Raw genomic sequence first — 12,846 nt, 5'->3', positions numbered from 1 at the left:
GATGTGGACAAGGCTTTACGCCCTCATCGTCAAGGAACTGCTCGCCGTGCTGCGCGACCCCAAGGGCCGCGCCATCCTGATTGGCCCGCCGATCGTCCAGCTTCTCGTCTTCTCTTACGCCGCGACATTGGAAGTCCGCAATGTCGACGTGATGATCCTCAACCGCGACAGCGGTCACTGGGGCCAGGAGCTGATCGAGCGTATCGACGGCTCGCCGACCTTCCGCCGGATCGAGATGGCGGGAAGCCAGGCAGATATCAGGGTGGCGATCGATAATCAGACGGCCATCGCGGCGATCGAAATCGGCCCGGACTTTTCGCGCAATATCGAGGCGGGAACGCCTGTTGATCTGCAGGTGGTGCTCGACGGCCGCCGCTCCAACGCCTCGCAGATCGTCGCCGGCTACCTCTCGCAGATCGGCGGCGCCCTTGCCGCCGAAACACCGGCCGGCAGACGCGCCGGCGCCGGCATCGTCTCATCGGTGCCGCGCAACTGGTTCAACCCGAACCTCACCTACCAATGGTTCATGGTGCCGAACCTGATCGCCAGCATCGCGCTTTTGATCGGCCTGATCGTCACGGCCTTATCGATCGCCCGCGAGCGCGAGCTCGGCACTTTCGACCAGCTGATGGTCTCGCCGCTGCGCCTGCACGAAATCCTGATCGGCAAGCTGATCCCGCCGATGATGATCGGCCTCTTCCACATCACCGTCTATATTCTGGCCGCCGTCTTCCTGTTCGAGGTGCCGCTGCGCGGCTCGCTCTTCCTGCTTTACGGCAGCGCGGTCTTCTATCTCGGCTCGGTCGCCGGCCTCGGCCTCTTCATCTCGGCGCTGTCGATGACGCAGCAGCAGGCGATCCTCGGCGCCTTCCTGTTCATGGTCCCGGCCATGCTGCTCTCGGGCTTCGCGACGCCGATCGAAAACATGCCGGCATGGCTGCAGCCGGTGACGCTGATCAATCCGCTGCGTTATTTCCTGGTTATCGTCAAAGGTGTTTTCCTCAAGGATATCCCCTTGAGCGAGGTGGTGAACCAGGCAATCCCGCTGGCGCTGATTGCCGCCGTCACACTCAGCGCCGCCGCCTGGCTCTTCCGCCGGCGCCTGGAATAATCCAATACCGCCGCATGCTTCGGTCGCCTCACAGAATGTGAACCGGCCTGCCAAAGCGTGACTCTCTCCTGCCGGAACCTCGGATTGGCGTGGTCGTTACCCAAACGCAACCCCAGCAAAGGAGAAGCAAAATGTACAAGATCCTACTTGTCTCCAGCGCCCTTGCGCTGTCGTCTTTTGCCACCAATGCGTTCGCTGATGGCGCCGTGACCGGTGCAGCCGGCGGCGCCATCACCGGCGCAATCGTCGGTGGTCCCGTGGGTGCTGCCATTGGCGGCGTGGCCGGCGGTGTCGCCGGTGCCGTTGTCGATCCGCCGCCGCGCGAGGTCGTCACCTATGTTGAGCAGCAGCCGGCCCCGACCGCCTCGGTGGTGGTCCAGGAGCCGATCGTCGTCGGCAAGCCGCTTCCGGCTGATGTCGTCGTGACGCCGGTGCCCGACAATCCGAAATATGCCTACACCGTCATCAACGATCGCCACGTGATCGTCGAGCCGCGCACCCACCGCGTGGTGCAGGTGATTGAATAAGCAAGCAACCGAAGCCGCCTGCTGCGGCTCGGCAACTTCCGGCCCCGCCTCGGCGGGGCCTTTTTTCGTGGACTTGCGAAAACGCATTATGCTCGTCGCCGGTTCATGCCTTGTAAGCGATGAGCACGGCACCGCCGGCGATCATGATAACGCCGAGCCAGTTCGGAAGCGTCAGGCGTTCACCCAGGAAGAGCACCGCAAAGACGGCCACGAAGACGACGGAGAGCTTGTCGATCGGGGCAACCCGGGCAGCATCCCCGAGCTTCAGAGCCCGGAAATAGCAAATCCAGGATGCGCCGGTGGCAAGTCCGGAAAGCACCAGGAAGAGCCAGCTCCGGCTCGAAACCGAAGACGGCTCCTGCCAGCTGCCCGTGATATAGACCATCATTGCCGCCGCCAGCAGGATGACGATCGTGCGAATGAAGGTCGCGAAGTCGGAATTGACGTTCTCGACGCCGACCTTGGCGAAAATCGCCGTGAGCGCTGCAAAGCCGGCGGAAAGAAGCGCCCAAAGCGGCCAGCTTGTCAGTAGGCTTTTCATGCCGCTTGTCCTTGCCCCGTTGCGCCTCAATCCCCAGGAAGATCAGACTTTCAGCTCGCGCCGCTCGCGCTCGGTCACCATGGCGAGATCCAGCACCTTCTGCAGGTTGGCGGCGTGGCGGAAGTTCGGGTCCGGCTGGACGCCGGTCGCCACCGCCTCGGCAAAACGCTCGTAGTTGGTCGCCACCGGTTCAACCTCGATCTGCGTCCAGGTGGCGGTTTCGACACCTTCGCCGAGGCAGCCATGCAGCTCGGAACCGTTGGGACGATGGATGACCTCAAGGCTGCCTTTTTCGCCGTAGATGCGCAGCTTCAGCTCGTTCAGATGGCCCGTGGCCCAGCGGCTGGCGTGGATAACGCCGAGCGCGCCGTTGGCGAAATCGACCGACATGGTGAAGCTGTCATTGGCATCCAGCATATATTCGCCGATCTGGCCGCCCGGCGCCTTGTTGAAGGTCTTCAGCCGCGCAAAGACGTGGTCGATGTCGGTCGCTGCGCCATAGGCGGCGAAATCGAGGATATGGATGCCGACGTCGCCAAGCACACCGTTCGAGCCGTGGCCAGTGGAAAGCCGCCACAGCCAGGTCGATTCCGTGCGCCAATCGCCCCAGGCGCGCGACACGAGCCAACTCTGCAGATAGGAGGCTTCCACATGTCTGATCGTGCCAAGCTCGCCTGATAGTACCATCTCGCGGGCCCGCTGCAACGGCGCGACATTGCGGTAGGTCAGGTTCACCATGTTGATGACACCGGCCTTTTCCGCCGCCTCCGTCATCTCCAGCGCCTTCGCATAGTTCTCCGCCAGCGGCTTTTCGCAGAACACATGTTTTCCGGCGGCAATCAGCGCCATGGTCGTCGGGTGATGGATGCGATCGGGCGTGACATTCGTCGCCGCATCGAATTCACCCCAGGCGATCGCCTCTTCCAGGGACAGAAACCGCTTTTCGATGTTGAACTTGTCGGCGAAGGCGGAAAGCCGTTCGGGATCGGTGTCGACGGCGCCGACCACCGTCACGCCATCGATGAGGGAAAAGCGGGCGAGCTGGTTTTTCGCCATCACGCCCGTGCCAAGAACGAGTAGTCGCATGGATGCTCCTCAGCGGTAACCGGCTTCGCCGGCCTGGTGCAGTCTCGGGCCGCGTTCGACGATCGGCTCCAGTGCCTTTTCTACCGGCACATTTGGGGCGTCGGTAATGCCAGTCAACGACCCTTGCGGGTTGTACGCCCATTTGACGCCATTGATCAGCACCTTCTGAACATTGGCGTCGTGATAGGTCGGATAGGTCTCGTGGCCGGGGCGGAAATAGAAGATGTTGCCGGCGCCGCGCCGCCAGGTCAGACCGGAGCGGAACACTTCACCGCCCTGGAACCAGGAGATGAACACCGTTTCGAGCGGCTCCGGCACCGAGAACTGCTCGCCGTACATCTCCTCGTTCTCGAGCTCGAAATGCTCGCCGATGCCGGCGGCGATCGGATGGCGCTGGTTGATCGTCCACAGCCGCTCGCGCTCGCCCGCCTCGCGCCATTTCAGCGCGCAGGGCGTGCCCATCAGCCGCTTGAAGATTTTCGAGAAATGGCCGGAATGCAGCACCAGCAAGCCCATGCCTTCCCAGACGCGCTTGGCGACGCGCTCGACGACGATGTCGGAGACGGCGCCGTGATCCTTATGGCCCCACCAGGTCAACACGTCGGTTTCGGCAAGGCGGGCTTCGCTCAGCCCGTGTTCCGGCTCCTGCAGCGTCGCCGTCGTCGCCGAAATGCCGGGGTCGGTATTCAAAGCATTGGCGATCGTCGTGTGCATGCCCTCGGGGTAGATGCCGCGGACAATCTCATTGGTAGTCTCGTGGATATTCTCTCCCCAGACGACGGTGCGAATGGCCATGATGTGCTCCTGTAGAAACTGGAAGTATCGAGAGGCGGGAAGGCAGAGATTCAAAGCGCTTTGGAAAACAGCGCCGGCTGCGCCTCGTCTCCTCCACGTCTCAGCAACACATAGACCTTTGTCAGGAATTTGACAAAGGGGAAAATTTACCGCCGGGAGATCGAAAATCAGGCAGTAAATATCACAGCAATATCAATGAGAAACCGATTTCGAGAAGAGATTGACGACCACAACGCCTGAAATGATCAGCCCGAGCCCGACGATCGCCGGCAGATCGAGACGCTGCTTGAAGAAGACCAGGCCGACCGAGGAAATCAGGACGATTCCCAAAGCGCTCCAAATTGCATAGGCGATGCCGACAGGGATGCTTTTCAGCGTCAGCGACAGGCAGTAGAAGGCGGCCGCATAACAGGCGACGACGAGCACCGTCGGCCCGATGCGGGTGAACTGCTGCGACAGCTGCAGCGCGGTCGTGCCGATGACCTCGAGCACGATGGCGGCAAACAACAGCCCGTAGACGGCGGCCTGGCTCATGGCGAAATTCCTTCGGATTATTTCCCGGTCAGTTCGACAAGGCGATCGATGAGATCCCGCCTCAGAACGCCGTCGATATCATGGCTTTCCAGCGTATCTGCGAACCACAGCCCGTCGGCGGCAAAACGCACGACCTGTGCGTCGAGGGAGGAATCGGTGCCGACATATTCCTCCGCCCGCGCCTGCACCCATTGGCGCCAGCGAAGACGCAGCCGGGGTTCGGCAAGAAGCGCGATCGTCACCTGCGTCCAGCTCCTGGAATCGTCGGGACGATCCTTGAGACCGGATACGGCCCGCAGATAGGCGCGGGTGAAACGGCCCTGCGGCAGCGGATCGCCGCGCATCAATTCTTCTATATCGGCGTCGAACTTTTGAAGCAGGCTCTCGAACAGGGCATCCAGCAGCGCATTCTTCGTCGGGAAGTGATGCAGCAGCCCGCCCTTGCTGACGCTGGAGGCGGCGGAGACCGCATCGAGCGTGACCGCGGCCATGCCTTCGCTGGCAGCAAGGCGCGCCGCGACATCCAGCAACTGCTGGCGCACGAGGACAGGTTGTTTCTTGCGATGATGAGCGTTCGACATGCAATTAAAAGATACCGTCTGGACGGTTTTGTCAAGGAGAATCGGTCGAAGCCCTTGCTCTACAGGCATTATGCGCAAAATGCCGCGGCAGCTTGATGACAGTTGCGATCATTTTACCCCCGGTGCATGAAGGTGGCAGACGGGGAATGACATCTGGGATGGTTTCGTGACGGAGAAGGTCACCACTCTATATGAAGCGATCGGCGGCGATCCTGCCGTGCGGGCGCTGACGCAGCGTTTCTACGAACTGATGGACAAGCTGCCGGAGGCAAGCAACGTGCGCGCCGTGCATCCGCCGAGCCTTCACGGCAGCGAAGAGAAATTCTACGAATATATGAGCGGCTATCTCGGCGGCCCGCCGCTTTATACCGACAAACGCGGCCATCCGCGCCTGCGCAGCCGCCATTTCGTCGCCGAGATCGGCCCCGTCGAGCGCGACGAGTGGCTGCTCTGCTTCCGCCGCGCCCTCGACGAGACGATATCAAGCCAGGCGCTGCGCGATCTCATCTGGGCGCCGGTGGAGCGGCTCGCACATCATATGCAGAATAAGGAATAACCATGAGCCTGAATGCGCGTCTGGAGCCAGTGCTCTTTCTTTTTGCCGGCCTGTTCGGCGTTGCCGGCGTGGCTCTTGCAGCTCTTGCCGCCCATGGCGGCGGGCAAGCCAACCTGGCGGCATCGGCATCCGCCATGTGCCTCGCGCACGCCCCTGCCCTGCTGGCATTGGCTCTCGGCACCGCCAAGCTCAAAACCGCCTGGCTGGCCGGTTTTCTGATGATTGTCGGAACTCTGCTTTTTGCGGGCGACCTCGTTGCCCTGCGCTTTACCGGTTCCGGTCTCTTCCCCTATGCGGCCCCAACCGGCGGCTGGGCGATGATGCTGGGTTGGCTGGCCGTTGCCGCAGCCGCTATCTTGCGGGTGCGGGCGTAGAGTTTTGACAATCGCCGCCGGTTCCTTGGGCAAACAAGAGTGGCATGAAGGGCGTGCCGTGCAGCCCCCTCATCCGACCCTGCGGGCCACCTTCTCCCCGCTGGGGAGAAGAGGGAGAATGCCACTTCGTCATCGATCTCATTAACCGAAGTGCCGTTGAGCTGGCGGGTTCATTTCGGCAGTTTCGGCGCGCCTTGCTCCCTCTTCTCCCCAGCGGGGGTCCGAAGGACGGGCGAGACCCGCGGCTCGCCCAGGCTGGTGGCCCGAAGGGTCGGATGAGGGGGCTGCTGGCGCCGAGCTAACGTCAGTAGTTATACGCCCTCGACGACGTTGAAGCCTTCGAAAACCGGCGGCCCCTTGTACATGGCCTTGCGGTCGCCCGCGTTTCGGTGCGCCGCGCGAAAATTCTCGGACTTCGTCCAGTTCTGGAAATCCGCTTCGCTCTTCCAGACCGTATGAGAGGAATAGAGCGTATAGCCCTCCTCTTCGCTGGCCTTGCCGCGCAGCAGGCGGAATTCGACGAAACCGGGCACGTCGGCCAGGCTGGAATCGCGATTGCGCCAGACCGTCTCGAAATCACCTTCGTTCCCGGTTGCGACCTTGAAGCGGTTCATTGCGATATACATGCGATCTCCTTACGCCTTCCTCTTGCCGGCCCTTGCCGCATAAGAGGGAAAGGCGACAACATTATTGCCGTTTGCCGCCGCCGGGCCAAGTGGCCTCGTCGTCGCTTCTCCGGGCATACGCGCTTCCCAGGTCGGGAACAGCGCCACATTCTGGTAGATCTCCTGGCGTTCAGTATGCTGCCGGAAAAGTTCGTAGAGCTCGGGCACGAGGCCCTCGCCCGTCTGCGCGGCAAGCTTGTGCAGGCCGATCATGGTGAAGCCGTCGGGACGCTGGTCATTCATCGGGAATTGTCTCGCTCGTTCATCGTCTGCAGCGCACGCTCCAGGCTGGACTTGCTGCCGTTGCGCAGCGGGATGAAGGCCTTGCCGAACTTTTTGCAGCCGGTCTTCACGCGCAGGCAGGCATCGTGGCTGATACAGTCGATCGGGCAGAAGACGCAGTCGACCGACGGCAGCACGGTATCGATGCGGGATACCGCTTCGCGCAGCCCGCCGTCATGATGCAGGAGTTCGGCGCCGAAATTGCTGGCGATCTGGCGAAGATGCGCCACCTGGCAGTCACGCCCGCCGACATAGAGGAAACTGCGGCCATCCAGTTTGGAACGCCCGGCGGATGCCTGAGCAACGCCCTCGCCCGCGACGTCGCGGACCTCCCGGTTCGATCCCTTCTTGCCCTTGCGAGCCATATACCACCCGTTCACTCGTTGATCGTCACACGATTCCTGCGTGTGCGGGTGGACCTTATTAAACTTGATTTTTAGAGTAAAGTATAAAGTTGATTATTTTTATCATATTTTATCGGGCTGTCACCTGGATTGGAAAAGTGTACGAGCGCGAGGATCCGGCCCAGTCATCCGGCATGGCGGGAAGACTGCAGGAAGCGACCCGGGAAATAACCGCACTATCCACATCAGCCAATCCCGAACCTCGGACAAGGCCCGATGCGGTAATGTTTCCGTTGCGGTTGATCGTGATACGAACATTCAAGGACGCGGATTCGCGACGATATCGCGATTCAATCCGGTCGACGCAACGGAATAGTCGCGAGACGAGCTTGCCTTGGTAGTTGGCTTCGGAGGCACCCCCGGTCCCAATCCTTCCGCCCGACGTGCGTGAATTGTTGTCGGAGTTGGCGTCAGCCCGCCCGTCGGCGGCGCCCCTGCGCGCCTCCTGGTTGGCATCCCCCTCGGAGCCCTGCGCCTTCTTTGGAGGCTGTTTTTTTTCCACCGGCTTCTTTTCAGCCGGTTTTTCCAACTTTGGTTTTGGCATCGGCATGACGATCTCTGCTGGCGGCTCAGGCTCAGGAGAAATTGCGGCCGTCTCAACAGGTTTAATCTCTTCCGGCTCTGACTGTATCGCGGCCGCGACGGGAGGCTGCGCGGATGTTATCGGCAGCTCCGGCGATTGCTCAGGCACTATTGTTGACATCGGCTGTGCGACTGAGGTTTCCGCAGGGCTTTCCGATACGAGGACTTCCGGTTCTGCGGCCGTCACCGTCTCCGCGGACTGACGCGTAACCTCCTGCGTGGGCTGAACAGCTTCAACAGGCTCCGCGTCAGTCGGCTGAACAGTTTCCGGTTGAACGGCTTCCGGCTGTACTTCTGCGGTCTCGACTGGCTTGATAGTGTCAGGTTCAACCGCTTCTGGAACGACTTCTTCCTGTATAGTCACCTCGGTCTCGCCGGCTGCGCTCTGATCGGCGTCGGAACTCCCGAGCATGACGACGCTGATCGCTTCGCCTGCCTCCATCAGCATCTCATCCGAGGGCTTAGGCATAACCGCAAGCAAGGTGACGGCCAACGCAGCATGAAAAAAGAACGAACCGACACAAGTCAGCGCCAGCCGTCGCCGCACCGGCTTCTTCTCGTCATCCTGCTTTTCCACCGCCGCATCCATCGGCGGCGCGGTGAGCGGAGCGGCCGGTGCGGTTTCTGGATGGTCGGGAAAGGAGGATATCTGCGCAAAACGTGTGTAGTGGATCACCGTTTCGCCGGCCGGCTGCCGCTGCGCGTTGCGCAATTCGGAAAGCTCGTGGCCGGGATGCACGCCCGGAACATTGTCGTTCAGGCTACCATCGGCGTCCGCCTCCCCGATGAGCACCTGTCTCGATCTGGACTTCGCTGAAATCGCCATTGTGTACGCCTTCGACAGCCTGAAACATGTCCGCCGGGGATCATCCCCGGCGTTATCTTAGCCCTCGAAGGGAACCGAAATCTGCGAGCGGGTGACGAGACCCTTCATGCATTCGCCCGCTGCCGGCCCGTCGCAGACCGGGGTGTCGTTGATGAGGATGCGGGTCACGCTCTCGCATTTGACGTTCGGCATATCGAACTGGCGCACGCGCTTCTTGCCCTGCGGCAGATCGCGGAAATCGAGCACGGTGATGCGGTCGACGGCATTCTTGTCGTTGAAGAAGGCGAGCTCGAAGGAGACCTTGTTGATGGCGGCAGGCAGTTGGTTCAGCGCCACGAAGGTCATCATGCAGCCCTTCTGCGAGGGCACCAGCGCATTGAGTTCGACATCGAGGGAAGCTGCCGGTGCCGCCTCCTGCGCCTGACATACGCTTGAGAACGCCAACGCCATGCCGGCCGCAACAGCCGCAAACCTACCTGTCATAAAACCTTCTCCGTCATCGTCGCGAGCCGCCGGCAGGCAGCGCGTATCAGCAATTTCGAAAACTTGAGCGTAATAGTCTCCTATTGCGTCTTTAAAAAACTATGAGTAAGAAAGTCAAGATAAATGTCATCACAACCGGGGACCTGATCCCCGGCCTCACGGAATTGCCAACCGAAATGATGGTTGAAAAGCCAGATAACTTTAAGCACGTGCCGCTGCCGAGCGAGCCCGCGGCGCAGCACAGGATCGTCGAAAGCGCAGATCTTTTCCGCGGCGCGAACGAGATCATGATCAGACACGAGGGCGTGACCTATCGCCTGAAGATCACCCGTCAGGGCAAGCTCATTCTCAATAAGTAGAGCCAACAGTAGGTAACACATGACTGAACAGACAAGACCGGCGCCAGCCGAAATCCGGGCATTTCGCGCCGAAAATCCGAAGTTGCGCGAGCGCGATATCGCCGCCCAGTTGAAGATTTCCGAGGCAGCCCTCTTCGCCGCCGGAACCGGCATCAGCGTCACCCGCATCGATGGCAGCGCGCTGAAGCTTCTCGAACGCGTGGCGAGCCTCGGCGAAGTGATGGCGCTGTCGCGCAACGAAAGTGCCGTGCACGAAAAGATCGGCGTCTTCGAAAACATCAAAAGCGGCGTGCAGGCCGCAATCGTTCTCGGTGAGAATATCGACCTGCGCATCTTCCCGAGCCGCTGGGAACATGGCTTCGCCGTATCCAAGAAGGATGGCGACCAGCTGCGCCTCAGCCTGCAATATTTCGACAAGGCGGGCAACGCCGTGCACAAGGTGCACCTGCGCCCGAATTCGAATGTCGAGGCCTATCACGCGCTGGTTGCCGAGTTGAAGCTGGAAGACCAGTCGCAGGACTTCGTCGAGGCCGAGACCGCAGATACCGTCGATGAAACCGCCGACGTCAGCCGCGACGAGCTGCGCGACAACTGGAGCAGGCTCACCGATACCCACGAGTTCTTCGGCATGCTCAAGCGCCTGAAGATCGGCCGCCAGGCGGCCGTGCGCCGCGTCGGCGACGACTATGCCTGGAAGCTCGACAGCAGCGCCACGGCGGAGATGATGCATGCCTCGGTGAAATCCGGCCTGCCGATCATGTGCTTCGTCGCCAATGACGGCATCGTCCAGATCCATTCCGGTCCGATCTTCAACGTCCAGGCGATGGGCCCATGGATCAATATCATGGACCCGACCTTCCATCTGCATCTGCGCCAGGATCATATCGCCGAGACCTGGGCGGTGCGCAAGCCGACTAAAGACGGCCACGTCACCTCGCTGGAGGCTTACAATGCGCAAGGCGAGATGATCATCCAGTTCTTCGGCAAGCGGAAGGAAGGGTCCGACGAACGCGTGGAGTGGCGCGAGATCATGGAAAACCTGCCGCGGGCAGCAAGTGTCGCCGCATAAGGATGGCAACGATGACGATGCGTAACAATCTGCGCCGGATTCGCCCCTGGCAACTGGCACTCACGGCGGCCGTCATGGCACTGCCGCTGATCCCGCCGGCACCGGCGCTCAAGGGCCTCACCTTCGTGCGCGCCGCCCACGCCGAGGACAAGAAGCTCGACACCTCGCGCCTGGTTTCGGTCGGCGGCGACATCACTGAGATCGTCTATGCGCTTGGCGAGGAAAGCCGGCTGATCGCCCGCGACACGACGAGCATCTATCCTGAGGCGGCGCTGAAGCTGCCCAACGTCGGTTACATGCGGGCGCTCTCGCCGGAAGGCATCCTTGCCATGAACCCGACGGCGATCATCGCCGTCGAGGGGTCGGGCCCGAAGGAGGCGCTGGCTGTGCTCAAGAATGCCAGCGTGCCCTTCGAGACCGTGCCGAGCCCCTTTACCCGCGATGGCATCATCGCCAAGATCGATCGCGTCGGCGCGCTGCTTAACGTGCCCGAAAAGGCGAGGACGCTTGAAGACAAGGTGGCGGCCGATCTCGATGCGGCGATTGCCGACGCCGAAAAGCGCCCGGAGGCCGAACGCAAGCGCGTTCTCTTCATCCTCAGCGCTCAGAACGGCCGGATCATGGCATCGGGCACCGGCACGGCGGCCGATGGCATCGTCAAGCTCGCCGGCGCCATCAACGCCGTCGGCGTATTCCCGGGTTACAAGCCGCTGACCGACGAGGCGATCATCGAAGCCAAGCCGGACGTCATCCTGATGATGAACCGCGGCGATGGCGCCGGCACCAAGAACGAGGACCTGCTGGCCCAGCCGGCGATCGCGCTGACGCCGGCTGGCGAGAAGAAGGCGATCATCCGGATGGACGGCATCTACCTGCTCGGCTTCGGCCCCCGCACCGCAGCTGCCGCGCGTGAGCTCAACGCGGCGATCTACGGGGGCTGATCATGGCCCTGCCGCAAGCCATGGAACGAAGGCGACCATTCTCGATGGTGGAGATCAGCGTAAACCGGCAGGCGGGCGACAGAACGCGGCTCGCCTTGCTGGTCATCGCGCTGCTCGTCATCAGCTCGGTTTTCTCGATGCTGTTTTCGGTGACGACGGGCGCCTCGGATGCCTCGATCCTCGACGTTGTCGGCAACATGGCCGGTTCCGAGGCGGCGCTGAGCACGCGCGACCGGATCATCATCTTCGACATCCGCCTGCCGAGAGCGATCCTCGGCTTTCTGATCGGCGCCTCGCTGGCCGTTTCCGGCACGGTGATGCAGGGACTGTTCCGCAACCCGCTGGCCGATCCCGGCCTCGTCGGCGTCTCCTCCGGTGCAAGTCTCGGTGCGGTTATCATGATCGTGCTCGGCGGCAGCCTTGCAGCGCCGCTTCAGGCGCTTCTCGGCATCTATGCCCTGCCGGCGGCCGCCTTTGGCGGCGGTCTCGTCACGACGCTGCTGCTCTACAGGATCGCCACCCGTCACGGCCAGACTTCGGTGGCGACGATGCTGCTTGCCGGCATCGCGCTCGGCGCGCTCACGCTCGCCCTGACCGGCCTGCTGATCTACATGGCCAACGACCGGCAGCTGCGCGACCTGACATTCTGGAGCATGGGCTCGCTGGCCGGCGCCACATGGACGAAGATTGCCGCCGCCGCCCCGATCATCCTCCTATCCTTCACCGCCCTGCCCTTCATGGCGCGCGGCCTCAATGCCATCACCCTCGGCGAGGCCGCCGCCTTTCATATGGGCGTGCCGGTGCAGCGGCTGAAGAATGTCGCTGTCGTCGGCGTCGCCGCGGCGACCGGTGCGTCCGTCGCCGCCAGCGGCGGCATCGGTTTCGTCGGCATCGTCGTGCCTCATATCCTGCGTATGGCGATCGGCCCTGACCATCGTTACCTGCTGCCGGCCGCAGCTCTTCTCGGCGGCTCTCTGCTGATTTTCGCCGATGTCCTGGCACGCACCCTGGTCGCCCCGGCCGAACTGCCGATCGGCATCATCACCGCGGCGGTCGGCGGACCGTTCTTCCTGTGGATTCTGCTGAGGCAGCGTTCGCGCCTTGCCCTGTGAGTGCTGTCGTGAGTGACG

18 protein-coding genes are annotated in these 12,846 nt (G+C 62.0%); 8 read left to right on the top strand and 10 right to left on the bottom strand.

The genetic code is table 11. From position 1 onward, the window contains the following. Window position 1: 1 nt before the first annotated feature. Both FHX14_RS21595 and FHX14_RS21590 read left to right on the top strand, forming a co-directional pair. Complete coding sequence (locus FHX14_RS21595; RefSeq protein WP_184378599.1) at window positions 2-1,111, top strand: ABC transporter permease; 1,110 nt, start codon at window positions 2-4, stop codon at window positions 1,109-1,111. Window positions 1,112-1,242: 131 nt separating this feature from the next. Beyond that, a complete protein-coding gene (locus tag FHX14_RS21590) occupies window positions 1,243-1,638 on the top strand; it encodes a DUF1236 domain-containing protein (protein WP_003590658.1) in 396 nt (131 codons plus the stop codon). A gap of 103 nt (window positions 1,639-1,741) precedes the next feature. On the opposite strand, the gene FHX14_RS21585 is transcribed toward FHX14_RS21590, so the two are convergent. From FHX14_RS21585 to FHX14_RS21565, 5 genes are all read right to left on the bottom strand, one after another. Continuing rightward, window positions 1,742-2,179: an EamA family transporter gene (locus FHX14_RS21585; RefSeq protein WP_184378597.1), complete on the bottom strand. Its 438-nt coding sequence runs from the start codon at window positions 2,177-2,179 to the stop codon at window positions 1,742-1,744. Window positions 2,180-2,221: 42 nt separating this feature from the next. Then, window positions 2,222-3,265, bottom strand: coding sequence for a Gfo/Idh/MocA family oxidoreductase (locus tag FHX14_RS21580; protein ID WP_003590656.1), 1,044 nt, complete (start codon window positions 3,263-3,265; stop codon window positions 2,222-2,224). 9 nt (window positions 3,266-3,274) lie between these two features. Further along, a complete protein-coding gene (locus FHX14_RS21575; protein WP_184378595.1) occupies window positions 3,275-4,060 on the bottom strand; it encodes a ThuA domain-containing protein in 786 nt (261 codons plus the stop codon). 192 nt (window positions 4,061-4,252) lie between these two features. Next, the gene (locus tag FHX14_RS21570; RefSeq protein ID WP_003590653.1) at window positions 4,253-4,594 is read right to left on the bottom strand and encodes an SMR family transporter; all 342 of its coding nucleotides are present in this window, start codon (window positions 4,592-4,594) and stop codon (window positions 4,253-4,255) included. A 17-nt stretch (window positions 4,595-4,611) separates the two neighbouring features. After that, window positions 4,612-5,175, bottom strand: coding sequence for a TetR/AcrR family transcriptional regulator (locus tag FHX14_RS21565; RefSeq protein WP_179611834.1), 564 nt, complete (start codon window positions 5,173-5,175; stop codon window positions 4,612-4,614). 166 nt (window positions 5,176-5,341) lie between these two features. On the opposite strand from FHX14_RS21565, the gene FHX14_RS21560 reads away from it, so the two are divergent. Both FHX14_RS21560 and FHX14_RS21555 read left to right on the top strand, forming a co-directional pair. Next, window positions 5,342-5,731, top strand: a complete 390-nt coding sequence (locus FHX14_RS21560; RefSeq protein WP_184378593.1) for a group II truncated hemoglobin — start codon at window positions 5,342-5,344, stop codon at window positions 5,729-5,731. Between the two features lie 2 nt (window positions 5,732-5,733). After that, window positions 5,734-6,105, top strand: coding sequence for a DUF423 domain-containing protein (locus tag FHX14_RS21555; RefSeq protein WP_184378591.1), 372 nt, complete (start codon window positions 5,734-5,736; stop codon window positions 6,103-6,105). Between the two features lie 311 nt (window positions 6,106-6,416). Here FHX14_RS21555 and FHX14_RS21550 read toward each other — a convergent pair whose 3' ends face one another. The 5 genes from FHX14_RS21550 to FHX14_RS21530 all read right to left on the bottom strand — a co-directional run bounded on the left by FHX14_RS21550 (window position 6,417) and on the right by FHX14_RS21530 (window position 9,347). Continuing rightward, complete coding sequence (locus FHX14_RS21550) at window positions 6,417-6,731, bottom strand: antibiotic biosynthesis monooxygenase (RefSeq protein ID WP_184378589.1); 315 nt, start codon at window positions 6,729-6,731, stop codon at window positions 6,417-6,419. Between the two features lie 9 nt (window positions 6,732-6,740). Next, complete coding sequence (locus tag FHX14_RS21545) at window positions 6,741-7,013, bottom strand: hypothetical protein (RefSeq protein ID WP_184378587.1); 273 nt, start codon at window positions 7,011-7,013, stop codon at window positions 6,741-6,743. Continuing rightward, window positions 7,010-7,417, bottom strand: coding sequence for a DUF2325 domain-containing protein (locus FHX14_RS21540; RefSeq protein ID WP_003590644.1), 408 nt, complete (start codon window positions 7,415-7,417; stop codon window positions 7,010-7,012). The genes FHX14_RS21545 and FHX14_RS21540 overlap by 4 nt, the downstream gene beginning before the upstream one ends. A gap of 109 nt (window positions 7,418-7,526) precedes the next feature. After that, entirely contained in the window at window positions 7,527-8,864 is a 1,338-nt protein-coding gene (locus FHX14_RS21535; RefSeq protein WP_184378585.1) for a TonB family protein, read from the bottom strand. 57 nt (window positions 8,865-8,921) lie between these two features. Then, on the bottom strand, window positions 8,922-9,347 hold the full coding sequence (locus FHX14_RS21530; protein WP_003590640.1) for a hypothetical protein: 426 nt from the start codon (window positions 9,345-9,347) through the stop codon (window positions 8,922-8,924). A 176-nt stretch (window positions 9,348-9,523) separates the two neighbouring features. On the opposite strand from FHX14_RS21530, the gene FHX14_RS21525 reads away from it, so the two are divergent. Genes FHX14_RS21525 through FHX14_RS21510 form a run of 4 tightly spaced genes read left to right on the top strand, consistent with a single transcriptional unit; the run spans window position 9,524 to window position 12,828 of the window. Next, entirely contained in the window at window positions 9,524-9,706 is a 183-nt protein-coding gene (locus tag FHX14_RS21525) for a hemin uptake protein HemP (RefSeq protein ID WP_037074038.1), read from the top strand. Window positions 9,707-9,725: 19 nt separating this feature from the next. Beyond that, window positions 9,726-10,775 carry a ChuX/HutX family heme-like substrate-binding protein gene (locus tag FHX14_RS21520; RefSeq protein ID WP_184378583.1) on the top strand — a complete coding sequence of 350 codons (1,050 nt, stop codon included), beginning with the start codon at window positions 9,726-9,728 and terminating at the stop codon, window positions 10,773-10,775. Window positions 10,776-10,786: 11 nt separating this feature from the next. Continuing rightward, window positions 10,787-11,716, top strand: coding sequence for an ABC transporter substrate-binding protein (locus FHX14_RS21515; protein ID WP_184378581.1), 930 nt, complete (start codon window positions 10,787-10,789; stop codon window positions 11,714-11,716). 2 nt (window positions 11,717-11,718) lie between these two features. Continuing rightward, window positions 11,719-12,828, top strand: coding sequence for an iron ABC transporter permease (locus FHX14_RS21510; RefSeq protein ID WP_184378579.1), 1,110 nt, complete (start codon window positions 11,719-11,721; stop codon window positions 12,826-12,828). Window positions 12,829-12,846 lie beyond the last annotated feature (18 nt).

The organism is Rhizobium sp. BK619 (assembly GCF_014195245.1).
GTDB lineage: Bacteria > Pseudomonadota > Alphaproteobacteria > Rhizobiales > Rhizobiaceae > Rhizobium > Rhizobium acidisoli.
The sequence above is the reverse complement of the archived record's forward strand: the minus strand, read 5'-3'. Positions and strand labels throughout refer to the sequence as shown.